A 21,931-nucleotide genomic window follows, 5' to 3' on the forward strand; every position below is an offset into this window, starting at 1 on the left:
GGACACCATGACCAGACTCGCCGCGCTCGACCTGCGCAGAGGGCAGTACGTCGCGTACTCATCCTCGCGCACCACCGACGGCATGTGGATCGCCAACGGAGTCTTCGAGATCCTCGACGGGCCGGCCGACGCCCCGACCCTGGGCGCGGCCGTACGCCGGATGCTCGATGCCTCACGCGGCGGCGTCCCCACGCCTGACTTCCAGGGACCGTCGCAGTTCGCGCCCATCCTCGACGCGCTCGGCCTGCGTTCCTTCAACGGCTACGCCAGGGGCACCCGGCATGTCCACGTCGAGCAGGACACCGGCGCGGTGACGGTGATCCCGACCCGCAACGGCGGCGCGCGGGAGGGCTTCGTCGGGCTCGCCGAGCACGCGGTGCGGCTGACCGACCCGGGCGACGCGGAGTTGGGCGAGGCCCTGCTCGCCGCACTCGACCGGTCCCGCTGACGCATGGTTGACGAGTCCCGGATCCGCCGCCGGACCGTGCTGGCCGGCGGCGCGCTGGCGATGGCCGCGTCCGCCCTCGCCGCCTGCTCCACCGGCGCCCGCACCCCGGACCGCCCCGCCGTGCCCGACCCGGCGGCCGGCCTGCCCGACATTCAGTTCGACGTCGCCCGGTTCAGCGCGCCCGAGCAGACCTCGCCCACCGGCGGCCCGTTCGTCATGCCGCCGGTGCACACCGTCTATCTCACCGCCGCGCTGTCGCGCAGCCCCGGCCGGGACGACCAGCGGGAGCTGACCCGGGTGCTCGCCGCGCTGGAGTCGCGGTACCCGTTCGGCGCGGCCGGCCTGATGACGTTCGTCTCGTACGGGCTGCCGTACTTCCGGCGGCTGCCGGGCGGGCTCACCGGTGACCTGGTCGGCGCGCACCTGCCGCGGCTGCTCGCGGACCCGTCCCGGTCTGTGCTGGAGGAGGCGACACCTGGCCCGACCGACGTCCACCCGGACAACGCGGGGGTCACCAAGGGACGCTTCACCGTGCCGGTGCGGATCGAGCAGAACGACCTGCTGTTCACCTTCCGCAGCGACCGGGCGACGGTCATCCAGGACGTGCTGGCCTGGTTCGACGGCAGCGACACCCTGGCCGCCCAGCCGACGCCCTCGCCGGCCTTCGCCGGGCTGCTCACCGTCACCTCGAGTCGGCACATGTTCACCCAGGTCGGTCTGCCCCGTTCGGTCGCCGAGCAGAACCATCTTCCCTACGCCCGGTTCATCCAGCCCGACTCGCCGATGTGGATGGGCTTTTCCGACCAGCAGTCCAACGCCTCCGGCCCGCCGGCGATCTGCACCTTCGCCGGCCACCCCTCGGCCCGGCTGACCACCGCCCGGGCCGGCGACTACCTGGACAACGGCGGCATCCAGCACCTGTCGCACGTCATCCTCGACATGCTCCAGTTCTATGACATGGCCTCGCCGGACACCCCGCCGAGCGACAACGGCAACTTCACCAAACGGGTGCAGTACATGTTCCACGCCCCGGCCGTGCACCCCGGCAACCCCGACCAGCTCACCGACGGCGGCGGGCCGTCGTTCCTGCCGGCGGAGAACCGCGGCCCGGATTACGCCGAGCGGACCGCCCAGGGGATCGGCCTGCCCCGGGGCGAGCGCCGGATGGGGCACCTGTCCACCCTCCAGCGCACGTCCCGGGCGTCGGACGGCACCCCGATGCACCTGCGCATCGACGGCCCCGGCTTCGACGCCCTGGACGTGCCCGACGGCAGCAGCCACCCGAAGCTGCACTTCAGCGTCTTCGTGCCGACCGCAGACTTCTTTGCCCGGATGCGGCGCAGCCAGGCGGCTGTGGACCTGGCCCGCAAGCACCGAGTGGCCGAGCAGGACAACGGCCTGGAACGCTTCCTTACCTGCACCCGCCGGCAGAACTTCCTCGTCCCGCCCCGGCGGCACCGGGCCTTCCCGCTGGTGGAACTCGCGGACTGAGCGTGGTCACCACTTGTCCCACGGGATGGTCCAGTCGCCCAGCCCGTCGGTGAGGCTCAACTGCTTAGGGGTGTTGCGCACGTCGACCACGTCACCGAGGCGGAACGTGTCGTAGAACCAACGGGCGTGGGCCGGCCCGACGTTGATGCAGCCGTGCGAGGTGTTCCGGTTGCCGTGCGCACCGATGTTCCAGTCCGCCATGTGCACGTACTCGCCTGAGTACGAGATCCGCAGGCAGAGCTGGATGACCTCGTCGTAGAAGTTGGGGTCCTTGGGATCCTTGATCCCGAAGCTGGCCGACCTCATCTGGTGCGAGGGCTCGCGCGTCACCACCACGTGCGGGCCGGACCGGGTCCAGAAGTCGATGACCTGCCCGTCGGCGCCCTTGGTGGTGCCACCCTTGCCCATGCTGATCGGGATGTCCCGCACCATCTTGCCGCCGATGTAGACCTTCATCCGGTGGGTGTTGGCATCGGCGATGGCGATCCGGGACGGGCCGATGGTGAAGTTCGTGCTGGCGTTGGAGCCGCCGTAGACGCCCTTGCCGAGATTCTGGCCGAAGAGAGCGACCTTCACCGAGATCTTCGTGCCCGGAGTCCAGTACTTCGCCGGCCGCCAGTGCGCGTTCTGGCCGTCGATCCAACGCCAGCGCCCCTCGACGGCCGGCGTGGTCTCCACCAGCATCGCCTTCTCGGCCTCGGCGCGGTTCTTGATCGGCTTGCTGAAGTTCACCATGACCGGCTGACCGACCCCGTACGTGCCGCCGGTCTGCAGCGCGGCCAGCGCGTTGGCCTGAAAGGTGACGGAAGCGACCCCGGACGGCTTGACGGTGCTGAAGCTGCTCTTGTGCTCGGTCAGCGCGCCGGCGGAGTCGGCTACCGACACGGTGACCGTGTAGGTCTTGCCGTAGGCCAGCTTGCCGGTCGACCGCCAGGTCTCGTCGTCGCCGAGCTTGCCGGCGACGGTCTTGCCTCCCGTGGCCACCGCGACGTCCTTGAGCGTGCCGCCCTCGGCCGCCACCACGATCTGGTCGAGCGGCGACACCTTAGTGGCATCGGCGGCCGGCGTGACGGTCACCCGCACCTCCTCCGCGGGTGGACTCGCCTCGGCCGAACCGGGCTGCGACCACGCGGCGTCGGACGAGGCTTCCTGCTTGCAACCTGCCGTCGCCAGGCCGGCCGTGACGCCCAGGCCGGTGGCGATCAACTTTCGACGACTGATCATCGTGTTCCTCTCCGCGGGGAGAGTACTTGCCGGCGGCGCGCCATGGGAGCCCGCCGCCGGATCCTTGTCCGAAGTGCGACCTGGTGCGCGCCGTGGGCGGACCGGACCCGGCGCCACGCGCCTACGGCGCGATCCACGGCGGCGGTAGCGTCAGCCCTGTTCCGGAGGGAGGATCGGATGTTCGCTCCGCTGCGATATGCCGCGTTCCGTCACCTGGCTGCCGGCCGGTTGGTGAACATGCTGGGCAACGGGGTCGCCCCCATCGCGCTGGCCTTCGCCGTGCTCGACCTGACCGGCTCGGTGCGCGACCTGGGCCTGGTGGTTGGCGCGAGATCGCTGCTGAACGTCCTGTTCGTGCTCTTCGGCGGGGTGGTGGCCGATCGGATTCCGCGCCGGCTGGTGCTGGTCGGCTCCAACCTGCTCGGCGCGCTGACCCAGGCGGCGGTGGCCGCCCTGGTGCTCACCGGTACGGCGACGATCCCGCTGCTGCTGGCGGTGAGCGCGGCCAACGGCATCGTGAGCGCGCTGGCCCAGCCGGCCTCGGCCGCCGCGACGCCGCAGACCGTGCCGCCGGAGCTGATTCAGCCCGCGACCGCGCTCATCCGGCTCGGCATGAACGCCAGCATGATCGGCGGCGCTGCCCTCGGTGGGCTCCTGGTGGCGGCCGTCGGACCCGGATGGGGCCTCGGCATCGACGCGCTCACCTTCGCCGTCGCGGCCGCCGCGTTCACCGGCGTACGGGTCACCACCCCGCCGAGAACGAGGACCGGTGCGAGGATCGTGGCCGACCTCCGGGAGGGCTGGACCGAGTTCACCGCGCGGACCTGGGTCTGGGTGGTGGTGCTCGGCTTCATGATCCTCAACGCGGCGCTCGCCGGTGGTGTGAACGTGCTCGGCCCGGCGGTCGCGGACCAGACAATCGGCCGCGGCGCCTGGGGCGTGGTGCTGGCGGCGGAGACCGCCGGAATGGTCGTCGGCGGGCTGATCGCCCTGCGGATCCGGGTACGTCGGCTGCTGCTGCTCGGGGTGGCCTGCATGTTCGCCGAGTCGTTCCTGCTGCTGGGACTGGCCCTGGCGCCGACCATCGCCGTGCTGGTCACGGCGGGGGTCGTGGTCGGGCTGGCGGTCGAACAGTTCGCGGTGGCCTGGGACACGTCGATCGCGCAGCACATCCCGGCCGATCGACTGGCGCGGGTCTACTCGTACGACATGTTGGGGTCTTTCGTCGCCATCCCACTCGGCCAGGTGGCGGTCGGGCCGGTCGCCGCTGCGGTCGGCACCCGCGAGACGCTGCTGCTCCTCGCGGGGCTGGTGGTGCTCTCCGTCCTCGGCATGCTGTCCAGCCGGGACGTTCGCCGGCTGCGGGCGGTGGCCCCCGCCCGTGCCGCCGACACAGCACCGACCGAGACAGCCGACGGCGGGCCGGGTGACGATTCGCCCACCGCACCCGCCGAGTCGGCCGCCCGTACCTGACTCCTCGCTCAGGTGACGCTGGCGTCGGTCAGCAACGCCAACAGGTCGTCGAGGGTGTCCAGTGGGCGACCGGGCCGGTTCAGCTCGATCTCGACGCTGTACTCCAGTTCGATCGCGTCGACCAGGCGCAGCAGCCCGAGCGAGTCGACGCCGAGGGCGATCATGGATCCGCCGGCGAGCACGTCGCCGGCCGACACCTCGCCTCCCGTGGCTTCGCTGACCAGCTCCGCGATCCGCTCGCGCAGTTCGGTGCCACCCATCAGAATTCCTTTCCGGACTGCCGGATGATCTCGGCGATCTCCGCGATGGTCGGGGTGTCGAAGAAGGCGTCGAGCGGCACCTCGACGCCGAGCCGCTGCTGGATCCGGCCGCTGATCCTGGTGATGGTCAGCGAGTGGCCGCCCAGGTCGAACAGGTCCTCGTGTACGCCGACGTCGGGGATCCGCAGCACCTCCTGCCAGATCAGCCGCAGCTGCTCCACCACGGGGTCATCGCCGGTGTCAGCGAGGTCCTCGGGCGCGTCGGCGGCGGGGTCCCGGGGCGTGGGGGCGGGCAGGGCGGCCCGGTCGACCTTGCCGTTCGGGCTCAACGGCAGCCGGTCGAGCGCCACGAAGTCGGTCGGCAGCACGGCCTGCGGCAGGCTGAGCGCCAGGTGCCGGCGCAGCTCGGCCGGTTCCGGGGCGGTGCCCGCCGCGGCCACCACGTACGCGACGAGGCAGGGCTCGTCGGCGTCCGGGCGCAGTACCGTCGCCGCCGCGGCCACGCCGGGATGCTCGAGGAGCCGGGCGTCGACCTCACCCAGCTCGATCCGGTGACCTCGGATCTTGACCTGGTCGTCGGTGCGGCCGAGGAAGTCGATCCGCCCGTCCGGTAGCCACCGGCAGCGGTCGCCGGTGCGGTAGAGCCGCTCGCCGGGCTGCCCGAACGGGTCCGGCACGAACCGCTCGGCGGTGAGGTCGTCCCGCCCCAGGTAGCCGGCGGCCAGCCCGGCGCCGGCCAGGTACAACTCGCCGGGCACTCCGACCGGTGCGGGCCGACGCACCTCGTCCAGCACGTACGCGCGCACGTTCGGCAGCGGTCGCCCGATCGTGACCTCGCCGGGGTCGGCGGGCAGGTCCGCCGTCGTCGCGTACACGGTCGCCTCCGTCGGCCCGTACCCGTTGACCAGGCGGGCGGTGCGGGCCCGCAGGTCCCGGGCGAGGGCGACCGGCAGCGCCTCGCCGGCGGCGACCGCGACCAGCGGCTGCGGGGCGACCCCGCCCGGGGCGGACGCGCCCAGACCGGCCTCCAGCAGCACCCGCCAGCCCGACGGCGTGGCCTGGGCGTGGGTCACGCCGGCGCTGCGGATCAGTCGCAGCACGCCCGCGCCGTCCAGGGCGCTGACGGTCGAGGCGACGACCACCCGACCGCCGGTGATCAGTGGCAGGAAGACCTCCACGGCGGAGATGTCGAACGACAGCGAGGTCAGCTGCAGCCAACGGTGCTGCGGGCCGCTGTCCAACAGGTCCCGTACGCCCAGCAGCAGGTTGGTCAGCGCCCCGTGCCGCACCGCCACGCCCTTCGGGCGGCCGGTCGAGCCGGAGGTGTAGAGCACGTACGCGAGGTCGTCGGCCGCCGGCACGCCGACCGGTTCGCCCGGAGCGGGGCCACCGAGCAGGTCGACCGAGTCGAGGGCCAGCGTGGGTCGGGCCGTCTGGGTCGCGGCGGGCGTCACCACCAGCGCCGGGGCGGCGTCGGCGAGCACGAGTTCCTGCCGGGCCGGCGGGTGGCCCGGGTCGATCGGCAGGTAAGCGGCGCGGCAGCGCAGCACCGCCAGCACGGTCACCACCGCCTGCCAGGACCGGTCCAACGCGACCGCGACGAGCGCCCCGGGGCCGACGCCCCGCTGCCGCAGCAGCGCGGCGAGCCGCGCGGCGGCGGCGTCGAGCTGGGCGTAGCTCAGCGTCTGGTCGCCGTCGACCACGGCCGGCGCGTCCGGGTCGGTGGCGACGCGGGCGGCGAACAGGGCGGGCACGGTCGCCTCGGCGGGGTACGCCCGGGCGGTGTCGTTCCAGGCGCGGGTGACCCGGTCGAGCTCGTCGACGGGCAGCACCGGCAGGTCGGCCACCGGTCGGTCGGGGTCGGCGACGACGGCGGTCAGCATGGTGCGCAGGTGCCCGCCGATCCGGCGGACCGCGTCGGTGTCGATGGCTGACGGGCTGTGCTGGAGGCTGACCGTGACGCCGGTGGGGCCGTCCACGATCTGCACGTGCAGGGCGTTGCGGGCGGCGCCGCAGAACAGCGTCCAGTCGACCGCGCTGGCCACCCCCGCGAAGACCGGCTCGGCGCCGCGCCGCCGATAGCCGATGCTGACCGGGGTCAGCGCCGGCGCGGGCCGCAGGCCGGACACCACGTGGGCCAGCGGCACGGCGCGGTGCCGGTACGCCTCGCGCAGTCGGGCCCGGACGGCGTGGGCGTGGTCGCGGAACGTTCCGTCGGCCGGGTCGGCGGCGACGGGTAGCTCGTTGACGAACAGCCCGACCCGGTCGGCCTGGTCCGGGGTGCGGGTGGACAGGGCCACCCCGACGGGCGTGCCCCGGTTGCCGTAGCGCGCGAGCACGGCGTGCAGCACGGCGAACAGCAGCTCGAAGCGGGTGACCCCGAGCGCCCGGGCGGCCCGCTCGACGCCGTCGACCAGGTCGGCGGGCAGGTCGACGGTCACGGCTGTGCCCGGCTCAGCGCTGGTGGGCGTCCGGCGCAGGCCGGGCAGGACGATGTCGCCGGGGCCGGACCAGTGCCGCGTCCAGTAGGCGCGGGCGGTGGGCAGGTCCACGGCGACGCGCTGCTGTTCGGCCGCCGCGAGGCCCGCGTACCCGTCGGTGCGTGGCGGGTCGGCCGGGCCGTCGCCGCGCGCGGCGGTGTACGCGGCGGCCAGGTCCCGGGCGAGCACGTCCTTGGACATTCCGTCGAAGGCCAGGTGGTGGGCGGTGACGAGCAGCAGGTGCGTCCCGTCGGCGCCGGTCAGCAGGGTGAACCGGGCCAGCGGCCCGGCCCGCAGATCGTGCGGGCGGGCGATCTCCTCGGCGACCCGGGCGTCGGTCAGCTCCCCGAAGGTGACCGCCGGGCGGGTGTCGGCCGGCGCCAGCCGGGGGATGCCCTCACCGTCGGTGACGATCCGGGCGGCCAGGACCGGATGCCGTTCGGTCACCGTGGCGCACGCCGCGACCAGGGCCCGACGGTCGAGTTCGGCGGCGAACCGTACGCCCAGTGCCATGTGGTACGCCGTGCCGGCGACCCCGGCCTGCTCGGTGAACCAGACGGCGTGCTGCGCGAATGTCGCCTCGGCGGTGCCCACATACTCTCCCATGGTCGTGCTCGTGATCAGTTGTCGAACAGGTTGGTGAGCTGCCGCTTGAGCACCTTGCCGCCCTCGTTGCGGGGCAGCCGGTCCAGCAGCAGGAGCCGGGCGGGCAGCTGGTAGTCGGCCAGCCGGTCGGCGAGGAAGCCGCGTAGCACCGGCAGGGTCAGCCCGACCGGGCCGGCCTGCGGCCGGGGCACGACGGCGGCGGCGACCGCCGAGCCGAGCACCGGGTGCGGTACGCCGACGACGGCGGCCTCGGCGACCAGCGGGTGCTCGTGCAGCGCCGCCTCGACCTCGAGGGTGGACACCTTGAACGCGCCGGTCTTGATCACGTCCTGGTGCCGGTCGGTGAGGTACAGGTAGCCGTCGGCGTCGATGCGGCCCACGTCGCCCATCCGCACCCAGCCGTCGCGGAAGGTGGCCCGGTTGGCCGTCTCGTCGCGGTAGTAGGCGCGGGGGTACGGGGCGCGCAGCCACACGTCGCCGGTCGTCCCGGCGGGCAGCGGGTTGCCGTCGGCGTCGGCGACCATCAGCTGGCCGCCGACCGGCCGACCGACCGCGTCACGCCGCGTCGGGTCGTAAATCATGGTGGTCTGGGCCGGGGCCGCCTCGGTGGACGTGTAGTAGTTGACGATGGTGGCCTGCGGGAAGGCCGCGGCCAGCCGGGCCGCGACCGCCGGGGCCAGCGGCGCGGCGGTGGACCCGATCAGCTGTACGCCGCCGGTGTCCCGGCCGTTCAGCGACCCGGAATCGAGTAGCTCGACGGCGATGGACGGGACGACGAACACGGTCCCCGTGCCCGGCGCCTCGATCAGCCGGGCGAACCGGACCGGGGTGAAGCGGGGCAGGGTGAGCGCGGTGGCCTTCGCGGTGAGCGCGTTGAGCAGCATGGTCTGCCCGGCGTTGGTGCCGATGGCGAAGGCGTGCAGGAATCGTTCCGAGTGGGCCAGGGCCAGCCGACGGGGGTGGTGGGGCGCGCCCGCGGTGAGGTTGGCGTGGCTGGCCGCCACCCCCTTCGGGCGGCCGGTCGTGCCGGAGGTGTAGAGGATCTGCGCCAGGTCGCCGGGGCGGGCGGCCGACGAGCCCGGGTCACCGGTGGCGTGGGCGCCGGCCGGGTCGGGGTTGCCGGTGGCGTGGGCGCCGGCCGGGTCGGGGGCGGTGCCGGGATCGGCGAGCAGGTCACCGCAGGTCCACACCGACAGGCCGGGCGGGACCGGCGGGGCGGGGGTGCCGTCGCCGTGCACGACGGCGGTGGCCGCGCAGTGGGTCAGCGCATGCCCGAGCTGCCCGGCGGCGAGCCGGTCGGACAACGGCACGGCGACGCCGCCGGCCCGCAGCACCCCGCAGTAGGCCACGGCGAACCGGGTCCAGTCGCGGGCGTCGAACACCAGGCCGACGCGGTCGCCGCGGCGCAGGCCCCGGTGCAGCAGCGCGGCGGCGACGGCGGCCGCGCCGGCGGACCACTCGGCGAAGGTCAGCCTCGCCACGCCGTGCACCTCGACCGCCACCCGCTCCGGGTGCAGGGCGGTACGCCAGTCCAACAGCTCGGGCACGGTCCGGGGCGGCGGCGCTGTCGTCGTGGTCATCTCAATCCTCCTTCCGTCCGGCCGCGACGGCCTGGCTTCCTTCGACGTCGGCGGTCCGGGCCCGGCGTTCCTCGATGCCGACCAGGTCGTCCGGCGGCGCGTCGGGCACCTCGTCGTCGAACCGGGCGAGGACGGGCGTGGCCAGCGACACCAGCGCCGTCAGCGCGATGGACACCCCGAACAGCACGTAGAGCAGTCCGTGGCCCCGGCCGGGACCGACGCCGATCACCGCGCCCACCGTGTCGGCCAGCGCGCCGTCGGGTTGCAGCAGCGGTTCGACCACCCGGGCGGCGAACGGCGCGACCAGGCCCCAGCCCAACGGCAGGGTGGACTGGGCGACCATCTGGTTGAGCGCGAAGACCCGGCCGTGTACGCGGGGCGGCACCTTGGTCTGGATGATCGTGTTGTAGACGCCGTTGACGATGCCGAGGGCGAGGTACATGCCGAACGCGCCGGCGGCGACGAGCAGCAGGTTCGGCCGCAGCCCGGTCAGCACGGCGGCCGCGGCGATGCCGAGGGTGCCCAGCAGCACCGCGCGCATCCGGCGGCGACGGGGGCCGCCCCAGATCAGCATCACCAGGCCGCCGGTGGCCGCGCCGACCCCGCCGGTCAGCGCCACGTGCGCCACGTCGGTCAGGTCGGCGAAGCCGAGCACGAGGGGGGAGAGCAGGAACAGCGCCGGAAACAGGAAGAGGTTCAACGCGGCGAAGAACGCCAGCATGGCGCGGAACTCCCGGCGTCGCAGCGAGTAGCGCAGCCCGGCGACGATCTCCGCGCCGATGCCCTCGCGGCGTTGCAGGGCCAGGGTGTGGGGGAACCGGACGAGCGCCAGCACCCCGATCGCGAACGCGTACGACGCCACGTCGAGGAGCAGGATGCCCCGCAGCCCGACGGCCTCCAGCAGCGCCACGGCGACCAGCGGCACGGTGAACTGGGTGAGGCCCACGGCGGTCTGGGTGACGCCGTTGGCGTGGCCGAGGAAGCGTTTGGGCACCAGTTGCGGCACCGCCGAGACGAACGCGAGGCGTTGGAACGCCAACGCCACGGACAGCCAGGCGACCAGCGGGTAGAAGTGCCACACCTCGGCCCGGTCGGTCAGCACCAGCCCGGCCAGCACCGCGTTCGCGCCGCCGGCGGCGGCACCGGCGAGCAGCAGCACGCGCCGCCGGCTGGTGCGGTCGACCAGGGCCCCGGCCAGCGGTGCGACGAGCAGGCCGGGCAGCAGGCCGAGCACGGCGAAGAGCGCGAACCGGGCGAGCGACCCGGTCTGGGTGTAGATCCACAGTGGGATCGCGAAGTTGGTCAGCGCGGTGCCCATGCCCGAGACGACCTGGCCGGCCGCGATCAGGCCGAAGCGGCGCATGCTCGGCGGCGGCGCGGTGGCCGCCGGGGTCGGCGTGTCCGGCGTCGGGTGCCCGTCGGCGGGCCGCTGGGAAACGCCGGCGAGCTGCCAGGCGGGTTCCGCGGCGTCGGGCCCGGCCGGCGTGGGCGGGGCGTCGAGCCGCCGGTGCACGCCGGTGACGATTTCGGCCAGCTCACCGGCCCGGTACTTGAGGAAGTAGTGACCGCCCTCGTCGATCACGGCCAGCGCGGTGCGGTCGGTGAGGAAGTGCCACTCCCGGTAGCGTTCCTCGTGGTAGTCGGTGCTGCGGTCGCGCTCGCCGACCACGGAGACGACCGGGGCGCGCAGCGGGCTGACCCGCTGGCGCATCAGCTCGGTGAAGTAGTCCTCGGAGACCTGGGCGTCGTGGCGCATCGCGCGGATCAGGAACCGGACCTCGTCGGGGGCGAGCGACCCGACGGCGGTGCCCTGCGCCTGCAGCCAGGTGCGGTAGATCCGGTCGCTGCGCAGGCGTTCGGCCAGCCGCAGCCGCAGCAGCGGGCCGAGCAGCCCGCCGGCGGGCCGGCCGAACGGGAAGACCGCGCCGAGGTACACCGCCAGCAGGTCCCGGCCGGCCGCCTCCAGCCGACGGGCTACCTCCACCGCCAGCGCCCCGCCGGGGCCGCAGTGTCCGTACAGGATCAGCGGTCCGGTCACCCGGGCCAGGATCTCTTCGACCACGTCCGTGGCGACGTCCTCGATGGGCGCGGGGTCGTCGGCGATGCCGATGTCGTGCCCGGGCACGGCCACCGACAGCAGCCGGTATCCGGGCGGCAGCGCGTCGGCGAGGGGCTGGTACACCACCGCGCTGCCGCCGCCGTACGGGACGCAGACCAGGGTGGCGACCCGCTCGGCGGCGGGCACCGGCGGGGTCAGCTCGTGCAGCAGCCCACCGGTCCCGGCGTCGGCACCGGCGACGAGGTGGGCCAGCTCGCGTACGGTGCGGTGGCGGAACAGGTCCATCACGCTGACGGCCGGCGCGGCGTCGCCGCCGACGGCGGTCAGTTCCCGGCGCAGCCGGGCCACCACCTGGGTGGCCAGCAGGGAGTGCCCGCCCAGGTCGAAGAAGTCGTCGGTGGCACCGACCTCGGCCACGCCCAGCACGGCCCGCCAGATGTCGGCGATCAGGGTCTCCACCGGCCCGGCCGGCGCGACCCGCTCGCCGGTCGGCCCGTCGTCGGTCGGCTCGGGCAGGGCCCGCCGGTCCACCTTGCCGTGCTCCTGCAGCGGCAGCCGGTCCAGGCGTACCCAGCGGCTCGGGATCATGTGCTCGGGCAGCCGGTCGGCGAGGGCCCGGCGGAGTTCGGCCGGGTCGGGCACGACCGCGCCGGGCGCCGGTTCCAGGTAGGCCACCAGCCGGTCGTCGCGCAGCAGCACGGCGGCCTGCCCCACGCCGGGGCTGTCGCGAAGCGCGGCCTCGACCTCGCCCAGCTCGACCCGGTAGCCGCGGATCTTCACCTGGTGGTCGCGGCGGCCGAGGAACATCAGTTGCCCGTCGGAGCGCCAGCGGCCCAGATCGCCGGTGCGGTAGAGGCGGGACCCCGGCGGCCCGTACGGGTCGGGCACGAACCGTTCGGCGGTCAGGCCCGGCCGGTTCAGGTAGCCGCGGGCGAGCCGGTCCCCGCCGAGGTACAGCTCCCCGGGCACCCCGACCGGCACCGGCCGCATCCGCTCGTCGAGCACGTACACCCGGGCGTGTGGCAGGGGCCGGCCGGTGGGCACCGGGCCGCTGCCCGGCCCGTCGGCTGTCACCTCGTACGTGGCGACCCCGACGGTGGCCTCGGTGGGGCCGTAGTGGTTGAACACCCGGGCCGGGCCGGCCGCCGCGAGCCCGGCGACCCGGTCCTGGTCGGACGCCTCGCCGCCGAGGACCAGCGCGCGGGCGGGCAGCAGGCCGTCCGGCTCGGTGTCGGCGGCCAGCGCGGTCAGATGCGACGGGGTGATCTTCAGGTAGTCGATGCGGTGAGCGCGTAGCCGCTGCGCGAGTTCGGCGCCGGTGCACCGGCGGGGCAGCAGGTGCACCGCACCGCCGGTGGCCAGCGCCAGGTAGAAGACGGTGACGCTGAAGTCGAACGACATCGACTGCAGCAGCCCGTACCGGGCGGCCGGGGCGACCGTGAACCGGTCGGCCACCCCGTCGAGGTAGCGCAGCACCTGCCGGTGCGCGACGGCCACCCCCTTCGGGGTGCCGGTGGAGCCGGAGGTGTAGATGACGTACGCGAGGTTCCCGCCGGTCGTCCCGCTTGCGGGCGGGGTGTCGGGCCGGGTGGCGACCTCGGCGGCGATCTCGTCCAGGGTGGTTGCCGCCGCCTCGGCGGGCAGCCGGTCGCGCAGGTCGGAGCTGGTCAGCACCACGGTCGGCCGGGCGTCGGCGAGCATCAGGCCCAGCCGGGCGACGGGCTGTTCCGGGTCCAGCGGCAGGTACGCCCCGCCGGCCCGCAGCACCCCGAGCAGCGTCACGGCCAGCTCGACCGACTGTTCCAGCAGCACCCCGACCAGCCGGTCCGGGCCGACGCCACGGGTGCGCAGCCATTGGGCGAGCCGGTTGGCCCGCCGGTCCAGCTCCCGGTAGCTGACCGCGTCCGGTCCGCAGACCACGGCCGGCGCGTCGGGTGTGGTGGCGACGTGCGGGCCGACGAGATCGGCCAGGGTGGTCGCCGTGCCGGTGACCCCGACGGCCGGATCGTCGTGGTCGGGCCGGGCGAGGGCCAGCAGCCGGTCCCGTTCGTCCGCGCCGAGCAGGTCCAGGTCGGCGACGGGCAGGTCCGGCCGGGCAACCGCGGCGCGCAGCAGCGTCGCGAGGCTCGCCGCCAGCCGGCGTACGGTGGGCTCGTCGAACAGGTCGGTGTTGTAGACGAACATGCCACGCAGGCCGTCGGCGGTCTCGCCGACGTACAGCGACAGGTCGAAGCGGGCGGTGGCGGCGTCGGTGCCGACGCCCTCGGCGCGCAGGTCCTCGGGCCACCGGCTGTCGCCGCGGGCGTAGTTCTGCAGGGCGAACAGCACCTGGAACACCGGGGCGCGGCTGACGTCCCGGGCCACGTTGAGCTCCTTGACCAGGCGTTCGAACGGGATCTCCTGGTGGGCCAGGCCGCGTACGACGGTGGTCCGGGTGCGCCGCAGCAGGTCCGCGAAGCTGGGCTCGACGCCCGGGGCGTCGCCTGTCGCACCGGCCGGGGAGAGGTCGGCGCGCAGGGCGAGGGTGTTGACGAACAGGCCGATGAGGTTTTCCAGCTCCGGCGTCACCCGTCCGGCGACGGGGGAGCCGATGGCGAAGTCCCGCTGGCCGCTGTAGCGGAACAGCACGGCCTGCAGACCGGTGAGCAGGGTCATGTAGAGGGTCGCCCGGTGGGCGCGGCCCAGCCGGCGCAGCCCGTCGGTGAGGTCGGCGTCGATGGTGAAGCGGTGGGTGTCGCCGGAATACGACTGCACGGCCGGGCGGGGCCGGTCGGTGGGCAGTTCCAGCGGTGGCACGCCGGCCAGCGCGGTGGCCCAGTAGGCGAACCCGTCGCCGGTGGCCGGCCCGTCGAGCCGGTCCCGCTGCCAGGCGGCGTAGTCCGCGTAGGCGATCGCCGGGGCCGGGGGCGGGGCGCCCCCGTCGCGCAGGGCGGCGTACGTGGCCGCGACCTCGCCGAGGAGCAGGTCCAGCGTCCAGCCGTCGCTGACGATGTGGTGCATCGCAAGGTGCAGGAAGTGGTCCTCGTCGGACAGCCGGACGACGAGCGCCCGCAGCAGGGGAGCGGCGCCGAGGTCGAACGGGGTGCGGACGCCGGCGGCCACCAGTTCGTGGGCGTCGGACTCGGTCGGCGCGGCGGTGACGGTGACCGGTACCCGCACCTCGGGCAGCACGTCCACGACGGGTTCGCCGTCGGCGTTCTCGGTGAACCGCATGCGCAGGCTGTCGTGCCGGGCCGCGGTGGCGTCGAGGGCGGCGCGCAGCAGTTCGACCTCCAGCGGCCCGCGCAGCCGTACGGTGGCGTAGACGACGTACGCGGCGGTGCCGGGGGTGAGCTGCTCGGTGAACCAGATCCGTTCCTGCCCGAATGACAGCCGGGGATTTCCGGTGCAGCGGGAAATGGTCGAATTTGGCGGGATGGGGGCGGCCCGCGCCGGTACGTAAACGTTGGTCACGCGTGCCTTCTCGCTGCGGATGACGGGCAGGAGTCAGTAGTCTGCCCGCCGTGCGCGAGGCGCTGGATCGGCTGAATGGTCCACTATGTAGAACACGATCGAGCGATTCGCCGCGGAGCCGGCCGTCGTATGGTCGGGAATGCGATTCGCTGACGTGGTGGTGCCCGTCGAATGGGCATCGGAGACGCTTGTCCACGCCGAGTTCTCCGGCGCGGGGGCCGGGGTGGCGCCGCTGACCTGGGCCCAACAGGTGATGTGGCGGTCGATCGCCCGGTACGGCTCGAACCACGTCTTCCTCAACCTGCGGCGTACGGTGCCGGTGTCCGCGCGGGCCGGCGCGGACGCGGCCGCCGTGGCCCGCGCGGTGGGCGCGTGGGTCGGCCGGCATGGGTCGCTACGCACCCGCGTCCGGGAGTTCGACGGCGGGTCACGGCAGGAGACAGCGGCGGCCGGGGTGCTGCCGCTGTTGGTCCAGGTGGGCGCGGGCGACGGCGTCGAGGCCGCCCGGGACGCCGCGGGCCGGCTCGGCGACGTGGCGTTCGACCACGGCGCGGAATGGCCGCTGCGCGTCGCGCTGGTGACGGTCGATGGCCGGGTACGGCAGGTCGTGGTGGTGTTCAGTCACTCCACCGTGGACGCGCACGCCGCCGAGGTGGTGCTGCGGGACCTGCGGCTGATCCTGCTGCGCGGTGGCCTGTCGATTCCGGTCGGCCCCCAGTCGACGGACGTGGCCCGGTTGCAGCACGGGCCCGACCGGGGCCGCTCGGAGCGGGCGGTGGCGCACTGGCTGCGGGAGTTCGACCGGCTGCCGGCGGAGGCCTGGTCCCCGGTCGGCCCCGGGCTGGAGCCGCCGCTGCGCCGGGGTGTGCTGGTCTCCTCGGCCGCCGACACGGCTGCCCGGCTGATCGCCGCCCGGCACCGGGTCAGCGTCTCCGCGGTGCTGCAGGCCGGCGTGACGGCGCTGGCCGCCGGCGGCTCCGGGCGAGAGATCTGCGGCCTCTTTCCGATGGCCCACAACCGGTTCCGCACCGAATACGCGAATGCTGTCGCAAATCTCGGCCAGATCGGTTTCTGCGCGGTGGACCTGGCGGGACGCCCCGATTTCGCCGAGCTGTTGTCCCGCGTCTGGGCTGCCTCCCTGGACGGCCTGCGCCACGCCTATTACGACCCGGCCGCGCTGCGCCACGCATTCGAGGAACGGGGCGTCGACCAGGTTTCGGCATTCTTACCGCACTACTATTTCAACGACGTCCGGCTGACCGTGGGCGGCGTCGATCCGGTGCCGGCGGTGACCCGGGAAGAGCTGCGGGCCGCGACGAAGGGCAGCACGTTCTCCTGGACCGCCGGGCTGAACGCGGCGTCCTGGCATCTGCTGACCCACGTGGTCGACGAGCCGGCCGGGCTGGGTGTCACGCTCACCGTCGACACCCGGCACGTCGCGCTGGACACCGTCGAACCGTTCCTGCGCGGGCTGGAGGAGTTGCTGGTGGAGGCGGCCTTCGCCGAGGTGCCCTGGCCGTGGTCGCCCGTTGGCACGGCACCCGTGGCCGTCCCCGCTCCGGCGACGCCCGATGTCGAGGGCGTCGAGGAGGTGGCGTACGCGCAGTTCCACGGCGGACGGGCCGCTAGCGGGCCGCTGACCTGGGGGCAGCGGGCGATGTGGCGGACCGTCGAGGAGTTCGAGTCCCCCGCCGCGTACCGCGTGTTGAGCCTGCCCCGCACCCTGGCTGTCTCCGCACGGGCCGACGTGGCCGTGCCACGGGCGCTGGAGGCGGTCGGCGCGCTGGTCGCCCGACACGAGTCGCTGCGTACCCGGATCCGCCACCGGGACGGGGAGTTGCACCAGGAGGCGGCGGCGACGGGTCGGCTGGCTGTCCTCGTGCACGCTGTGCCGCGACCGGGGGACGACCCCGACGGCCGGTCCGCCGCGGCGGACCTGGCCGCGCGGCTCGGCGAGACACGTTTCGACCTCGTCGCCGAGTGGCCGCTGCGGGTCGCGCTGGTGACGGTGGACGACCGGGTACGGCAGGTCGTGGTGGTGTTCAGCCACTCCACCGTCGACTTCCACGCCGCCGAGACCGTGCTGCGCGACCTGCGGATGCTGCTGCGCGGTTCGCTGGACACCCCGCCCGGCCTCCAGTCGCTGGACCTCGCCGAGCGCGAGCGCCGCGTCGAGCCGCGACGCTCGGAGCGGGCGGTGGCGTACTGGCTCCGGCAGCTCGATGGTCTCACGGCGCGCCCGGCTGACCCGGTCGGACCCGGGGCGGCACCCCGTCACCGGCGCGGCTCGCTGGTCTCCGCGGCGGTCCACCACGCGGCGCGGCTGGTCGCGGCCCGGCACGGCGTGACCAGCTCCACCGCCCTGCTGGCGGCGACCGCCGCCGTGCTGACCACGGACAGCGGGCAGGACGGCTGTGGGATCGTCGTCATGGCGAACAACCGCTTCCAGCCCGGGTACGATCGCGCGGTCGGCACGCTCAACCAGATCGGCCTCTGTCGGCTCGATCTGGCCGACCGGCCCGGCTTCGCCGAGCTGCTGGCCCGCGCCCGGCGCGCGGCGCTGGACGCCTACCGGCACGCCTACTACGATCCGGCCGCGCTGGAGCGTGCCCTCACCGACCTGGGCCACGACCACCGGACCGCCCTGGCACCGTTCTGCTACCTCAACGACGTCCGGCTCTCGCCCGACGCCGGCAGCGGCGTCGCGGACCCGGACGAGGCCGCCCTGCGGGCGATGGTGGACCGCGACGAGTTCCGCTGGCTGCCGGAGTTGGAGCGGTTCCCCTGGCGCTGCCGCCTCCAGGTGTTCGACGCCCCCGGCGCGGTCGAGTTGGTGGTCACCGCCGACATCCGCTACCTCTCGGCGGAACGGGCCGAGCGGTTCCTGCGCGGCGTCGAGGCGCTGCTGGTCGAAGCGGCCTTCCACGAGGCGCCCTGGCCGCGGTCATCTGATTCATCAATGTCGATATAGGGCGGCATTCTCGCATCGGCGGCGCTTGTCGTGTTCGTCGCTCCTGACGCCATCTGGCGGTGACCGGCATCAGGGTGAATCAACCGCGTGGCGGCGCGCTCCTGAACACCGTCATCGCTGTCGACCCGGTACGACCACGCCGGGCCGGCGGTCCCCCCGTCGATGGGAGAAGCCTGTCATGGGCAATGTAGGGAGACGCGTACGCCGCTCGGCGCTGGCCGTGCTCACCGGCGCGGCGCTGGCCGCCCTGCTGACGGTCACCTCTGCCGGCGCGGCGCCCGGCGCGGCGCAGCGGCAGGAGAACATGGTCGCGGCGGGCCGCACCGACGTCTACATCCGGGATGTCGCCGCTGACGTCGGCGCCCAGCCGCACTCGTTCGATCCGCTGTGGCAGAGCCCCGACATCAAGGTCTGCCCGACCGCCGTCGAGTGCGCCGCCAGTCAGAACCCGATCGTCGGCGCCACCAACTTCATCTTCGTGAAGCTGCGTAACCCCGGCCCGTACGGCTCGGGCACCGACAGCGGCGTGCTGCGGGTCTACCGGACGACGCCGGGCGGCGGCGCGGTCTGGCCAACGCACTGGACCCAGATCGGCGCGGCGAGCGTGATCGTCTATCCGGGCACCACGACGGTGACCATCCCGTGGAACGGGGTGCCCGGGCCCGGGCACTTCTGTCTGCTGGCCCGGTGGGAGTCGCCGACCGACCCGATGAACTTCGAGGGCCCGGACATCGGCACCAACACCCGCTACAACAACAACATCGCCTGGCGCAACGTCGACTCGGTGCGCTACATCCTGGGTGGCCCGCAGATTGTCCGGCCGTTCGCCATCGGCAACTCGCTTACCGTGGCGACGAAGAACGACCTGGTCTTCACCCAGCCCAAGGAGGGCGGACTGCAGAGCATCGGCGGCCGGGTCGTGGTCGACCTCGGCCAGGCCCTCTTCGAACGCTGGCAGGCCGGTGGCAAGGTCGGCACAGGCGTGCGCGAGGTGGGCAAGACCCAGTTGGAGATCGTGGAGCCGAGCAAGGCCAGCCTGGGCAACCTGCTGCTGAACCCCGGCGAGCGGATCGAGTTCTCGCTGCTCTTCTCGGCCGCCGCCGCCAGTGACCGGGAGTTCGCGCTCGACGTGACCCAGTTCGGCCCCGACAACAGCGGGGCCCAGCGGACCGATCTCGGTGGGGTGGAGTACCTGATCAGCGCCGGACAGGGCTAGTCTGCTTCGCCGCCGCGCGGGGTCGCGGGCCATCCCGGCTCGCGACCCCGTCACCGGGCCTGCTCGCCGGACGGACGCACCCGGCGAGCGGCGGCGTCAGCGCAGCAAGACCCAGGTGGTGGCCACTGTGTACTCGTCGGTGCGGGCGCGAAGCCGGACCGGGCCCGGCGGGGGAGCGTCCAGCGAGAAGAAGCCCACCGCGTCGACCGGGGCCTCGTCGTATGTGCCGGAGGCGGTCTGCGCGCTGACCCGGCCACCCGTGGCCGGCGAGAGCTGACCGACGATCCCGGCGTCGGTCACCTCGATGTCCAGCACGATCGGGCCGCTGCGGAACGACAGCGTACGCGCCGAGCCGGCCGACCGGGTCAGCCCCGCCAACTCCGCGTCGCTGGCCGAGTCGAAGGTCAGCTCGGCCAGTGCCAGGTGGGTGTCCACGTTCCGCCAGGCGAACGCCGCATGCGCCGCGGCGAGGAACTCCTCCGGAACCGGCCCGGCGTTCCACAGCGCCGCGCCCAGTTCGGCCGTCAGGGCGTCGTCACCGGCCGGCGGCCACGGCTCCATCGCGGTCACCTCCGTTCGTCTGGGTCGCCGATGCACCGAGGAACGCAGCGAGCGCCGGGCAGTCGCGCAGCCGGCGCAGACAGCGGGCCTGCGCCGGCCCGATGCTGCCGACCGACATGCTCAACCGTTCGGCGACCTCCCGATAGCTGGGTGGCGGGTCGGCGGTCAGCAGCGACAGCAACTCCTGGCAGCGCGGCGGCAGCTGCGCGAAGCCCTCCCGCAGCGCCTGCCGCCGCTCCGCGCGCAGCAACTCCTCGTCGGGGGCCGCCGCCTCCGCGGTGCGGGTGAATCCGTGGTACGCGTCGAGCGCCTCGTCGTACGGGTCGAAGGGCTGGGTGCGCCGGCCGAGGCGGGACAGCCGGTAGCACTCGCGCCGGGCCGTGGTGGCCAGCCAGGCGGCGAGGGCCTGCGGATCCCGCACCCGGCTCAGGTGCTCCACGAGGCGCAGCCAGACGGTCTGGTTGACGTCGGCGGCGTCGGCGCGGCTCAGGTCGTGTGACCGGATCACCGAGTAGACGAGCGGCGTGTACCGGCGGACCAGCTCCGCCCACGCCGACTCGTCCCCGCCCGACGCGGCGGCCACCAGGCTGGTCGTGCTCCGGCCGGTCACGACGACACCGTGCGGCTGCGGTTCACGGGACGAGCACGCCGTAGTCGGGGTGCCAGCGCGGTGCCGCGAGCAGCGCCAGCCGCGCCGCGTCGGCGCTCAGCCCGCCGGCGGTCATCAGTGCGGCGAGCCGGCCGGAGACGTGCGCCGTGGCGAACGAGGTGCCCACCCAGGCGGCGAAACCGTGGAACACCCGGGTCGGCCGGCCGGCCAGGGGCAACCGGCCCTCGACGTACGTGCTGTCGCGCGCGCCGACCGCGCAGGCGTCGACCCACGGCCCGTACCCACTGTAGGCGGCCGGCACCACGCCACCGGAGCCCTGGCGCACCGCCGCCACCGCGACGACCCGGGCCAGCGCGGCGGGCCAGACCCGTCGGCTGGTGCCGGCGTTGCCCGCCGCCGCGACCACGGCGGTGGCCGTGGGCAGCGCGGCCACGGCGTTGGCCAGGGGCAGCGACGGCTGGTCGTCCTGGGTGAACCCGCCCAGGGACAGGTTGATCACGGACACCGCCGGCGCGAGCCGACTCATGGCGGCCACCACCGACGCCTCGTCGCCGACGCCGGTGGCGTTCAACGCCTGCTCCGGGTCGACGCGTACGCCCGGCGCGGCCTGCCGCACCACCCCGGCGACGAAGGTGCCGTGCCCGCCCTGCGGGGCGAGCACGTCGGTGTGCACGTACAGCGGGTCTTCGTCGTCGACCTCCGGCACGTACGCCCCGCCGAGCCACTGCGGGTGGTAGCTGCCGGCCAGCCGCCAGATACCGGTGTCGCAGATCCCGACCGTCACCCCCGCGCCCTCACCGAGCCGGGTCGGGTCCGGTGGCGGCAGCGCGGCGACCGCCGTGGGTGGGCTGTTCGGGTTGCCCATGATGTTGCCCAGGCCCAGCAACACGTGGTGTGGCTGCACCGCCGGCACCGGCTGCCCGGGCCACTGTTCGGGGGCGCGTAGCTTCGTCACGACCGCGGGGACCTCGGTCTCCCGGTCGAACAGCAGCTGGGTGACGCCGGCGAAGCGACTCTCGGGGGCCACCGCGTAGCCCCGGGTGCGCAGCCAGGCGGTGACGCGCTGGGCGTCGGTGTCGGCGGCGAGCAGTTGCCGGGGTCGGTAGAGGAACTCCCGGCCCGGGACGGTGTGCCGGCGGACGTTCTGGTCGGCGGCGAGCGCCTCGTCGAACGCCCGCTGGTAGGCGGCGTCGTCGGAGTCGTCGGCGCGGGCTGGGGTCGGGTGGGATCCGACGCCGAACGAGGCCGCCGCGGCGAGCGCGGACGCGGCCAACAGCCGCCGTCGGGACAGTCGGCCGGCCGGGCGCGGCGCGGCGGGGTGGTCAGGTGACACGGGTCCTCCACGCGGTCGACAGAAGCGCCCGCCAATGGCCGGCGTGGACAAAATCCCGGACGACGTCGATTCTGCCAAAGCATCGGCATATGTCAATGACGATTCTTGATTCCCGACACGTCCGCCGGGTGGCATTGACGGAAGCGAATCAGTGGGGGAGTCTGTG

At 74.0% G+C, this 21,931-nt stretch carries 13 protein-coding genes; 5 read left to right on the forward strand and 8 right to left on the reverse strand.

Going from position 1 to position 21,931, the window contains the following annotated elements; translation table 11 throughout:
- The first annotated feature begins 7 nt into the window (after positions 1 to 7).
- Both AB0C02_RS15260 and AB0C02_RS15265 read left to right on the forward strand, forming a co-directional pair.
- Positions 8 to 448 carry a hypothetical protein gene (locus AB0C02_RS15260; RefSeq protein WP_357548517.1) on the forward strand — a complete coding sequence of 147 codons (441 nt, stop codon included), beginning with the start codon at positions 8 to 10 and terminating at the stop codon, positions 446 to 448.
- A gap of 3 nt (positions 449 to 451) precedes the next feature.
- On the forward strand, positions 452 to 1,939 hold the full coding sequence (locus tag AB0C02_RS15265; RefSeq protein WP_357548519.1) for a hypothetical protein: 1,488 nt from the start codon (positions 452 to 454) through the stop codon (positions 1,937 to 1,939).
- A gap of 6 nt (positions 1,940 to 1,945) precedes the next feature.
- Here the strand turns inward: AB0C02_RS15265 and AB0C02_RS15270 are convergent, their stop codons facing one another.
- The gene (locus AB0C02_RS15270; protein WP_357548520.1) at positions 1,946 to 3,163 is read right to left on the reverse strand and encodes an Ig-like domain-containing protein; all 1,218 of its coding nucleotides are present in this window, start codon (positions 3,161 to 3,163) and stop codon (positions 1,946 to 1,948) included.
- A gap of 177 nt (positions 3,164 to 3,340) precedes the next feature.
- Here AB0C02_RS15270 and AB0C02_RS15275 point away from each other — a divergent pair, with 177 nt between their 5' ends.
- Positions 3,341 to 4,636, forward strand: coding sequence for an MFS transporter (locus tag AB0C02_RS15275; RefSeq protein ID WP_357548522.1), 1,296 nt, complete (start codon positions 3,341 to 3,343; stop codon positions 4,634 to 4,636).
- 8 nt (positions 4,637 to 4,644) lie between these two features.
- On the opposite strand, the gene AB0C02_RS15280 is transcribed toward AB0C02_RS15275, so the two are convergent.
- The 4 genes from AB0C02_RS15280 to AB0C02_RS15295 are packed head-to-tail and all read right to left on the reverse strand — an operon-like array spanning position 4,645 to position 15,074.
- Positions 4,645 to 4,896: an acyl carrier protein gene (locus AB0C02_RS15280; protein WP_357548523.1), complete on the reverse strand. Its 252-nt coding sequence runs from the start codon at positions 4,894 to 4,896 to the stop codon at positions 4,645 to 4,647.
- Complete coding sequence (locus AB0C02_RS15285; RefSeq protein WP_357548526.1) at positions 4,896 to 7,982, reverse strand: amino acid adenylation domain-containing protein; 3,087 nt, start codon at positions 7,980 to 7,982, stop codon at positions 4,896 to 4,898. Before AB0C02_RS15285 ends, AB0C02_RS15280 begins: the two co-directional genes overlap by 1 nt.
- Positions 7,983 to 7,996: 14 nt before the next feature.
- Entirely contained in the window at positions 7,997 to 9,562 is a 1,566-nt protein-coding gene (locus tag AB0C02_RS15290) for a class I adenylate-forming enzyme family protein (RefSeq protein WP_357548528.1), read from the reverse strand.
- Between the two features lies 1 nt (position 9,563).
- A complete protein-coding gene (locus AB0C02_RS15295; protein ID WP_357548531.1) occupies positions 9,564 to 15,074 on the reverse strand; it encodes an amino acid adenylation domain-containing protein in 5,511 nt (1,836 codons plus the stop codon).
- 139 nt (positions 15,075 to 15,213) lie between these two features.
- Between AB0C02_RS15295 and AB0C02_RS15300 the strand changes: the two genes are divergently transcribed.
- The gene (locus tag AB0C02_RS15300) at positions 15,214 to 18,045 is read left to right on the forward strand and encodes a condensation domain-containing protein (protein ID WP_357548533.1); all 2,832 of its coding nucleotides are present in this window, start codon (positions 15,214 to 15,216) and stop codon (positions 18,043 to 18,045) included.
- A 178-nt stretch (positions 18,046 to 18,223) separates the two neighbouring features.
- Positions 18,224 to 19,261 (forward strand): hypothetical protein, encoded by a 1,038-nt coding sequence (locus tag AB0C02_RS15305; protein ID WP_357548535.1) that lies wholly within the window; start codon positions 18,224 to 18,226, stop codon positions 19,259 to 19,261.
- Between the two features lie 96 nt (positions 19,262 to 19,357).
- Here the strand turns inward: AB0C02_RS15305 and AB0C02_RS15310 are convergent, their stop codons facing one another.
- The 3 genes from AB0C02_RS15310 to AB0C02_RS15320 are packed head-to-tail and all read right to left on the reverse strand — an operon-like array spanning position 19,358 to position 21,765.
- Positions 19,358 to 19,822: a hypothetical protein gene (locus tag AB0C02_RS15310; RefSeq protein ID WP_357548537.1), complete on the reverse strand. Its 465-nt coding sequence runs from the start codon at positions 19,820 to 19,822 to the stop codon at positions 19,358 to 19,360.
- Positions 19,797 to 20,432 carry a sigma-70 family RNA polymerase sigma factor gene (locus AB0C02_RS15315; protein WP_357548538.1) on the reverse strand — a complete coding sequence of 212 codons (636 nt, stop codon included), beginning with the start codon at positions 20,430 to 20,432 and terminating at the stop codon, positions 19,797 to 19,799. Before AB0C02_RS15315 ends, AB0C02_RS15310 begins: the two co-directional genes overlap by 26 nt.
- 22 nt (positions 20,433 to 20,454) lie before the next feature.
- Complete coding sequence (locus tag AB0C02_RS15320) at positions 20,455 to 21,765, reverse strand: S8/S53 family peptidase (RefSeq protein WP_357548540.1); 1,311 nt, start codon at positions 21,763 to 21,765, stop codon at positions 20,455 to 20,457.
- Positions 21,766 to 21,931: the final 166 nt, after the last annotated feature.

The organism is Micromonospora sp. NPDC048999 (assembly GCF_040649295.1).
GTDB lineage: Bacteria > Actinomycetota > Actinomycetes > Mycobacteriales > Micromonosporaceae > Micromonospora.

What these genes read in the sequence shown, in the direction of transcription:
- AB0C02_RS15260 (WP_357548517.1), top strand. Translation starts at nt 8, where the DNA reads ATGACCAGACTCGCCGCGCTCGACCTGCGCAGAGGGCAGTACGTCGCG.
- AB0C02_RS15265 (WP_357548519.1), top strand. Translation starts at nt 452, where the DNA reads ATGGTTGACGAGTCCCGGATCCGCCGCCGGACCGTGCTGGCCGGCGGC.
- AB0C02_RS15270 (WP_357548520.1), bottom strand. Translation starts at nt 3,163, where the DNA reads ATGATCAGTCGTCGAAAGTTGATCGCCACCGGCCTGGGCGTCACGGCC.
- AB0C02_RS15275 (WP_357548522.1), top strand. Translation starts at nt 3,341, where the DNA reads ATGTTCGCTCCGCTGCGATATGCCGCGTTCCGTCACCTGGCTGCCGGC.
- AB0C02_RS15280 (WP_357548523.1), bottom strand. Translation starts at nt 4,896, where the DNA reads ATGGGTGGCACCGAACTGCGCGAGCGGATCGCGGAGCTGGTCAGCGAA.
- AB0C02_RS15285 (WP_357548526.1), bottom strand. Translation starts at nt 7,982, where the DNA reads ATGGGAGAGTATGTGGGCACCGCCGAGGCGACATTCGCGCAGCACGCC.
- AB0C02_RS15290 (WP_357548528.1), bottom strand. Translation starts at nt 9,562, where the DNA reads ATGACCACGACGACAGCGCCGCCGCCCCGGACCGTGCCCGAGCTGTTG.
- AB0C02_RS15300 (WP_357548533.1), top strand. Translation starts at nt 15,214, where the DNA reads ATGCGATTCGCTGACGTGGTGGTGCCCGTCGAATGGGCATCGGAGACG.
- AB0C02_RS15305 (WP_357548535.1), top strand. Translation starts at nt 18,224, where the DNA reads ATGGGCAATGTAGGGAGACGCGTACGCCGCTCGGCGCTGGCCGTGCTC.
- AB0C02_RS15310 (WP_357548537.1), bottom strand. Translation starts at nt 19,822, where the DNA reads ATGGAGCCGTGGCCGCCGGCCGGTGACGACGCCCTGACGGCCGAACTG.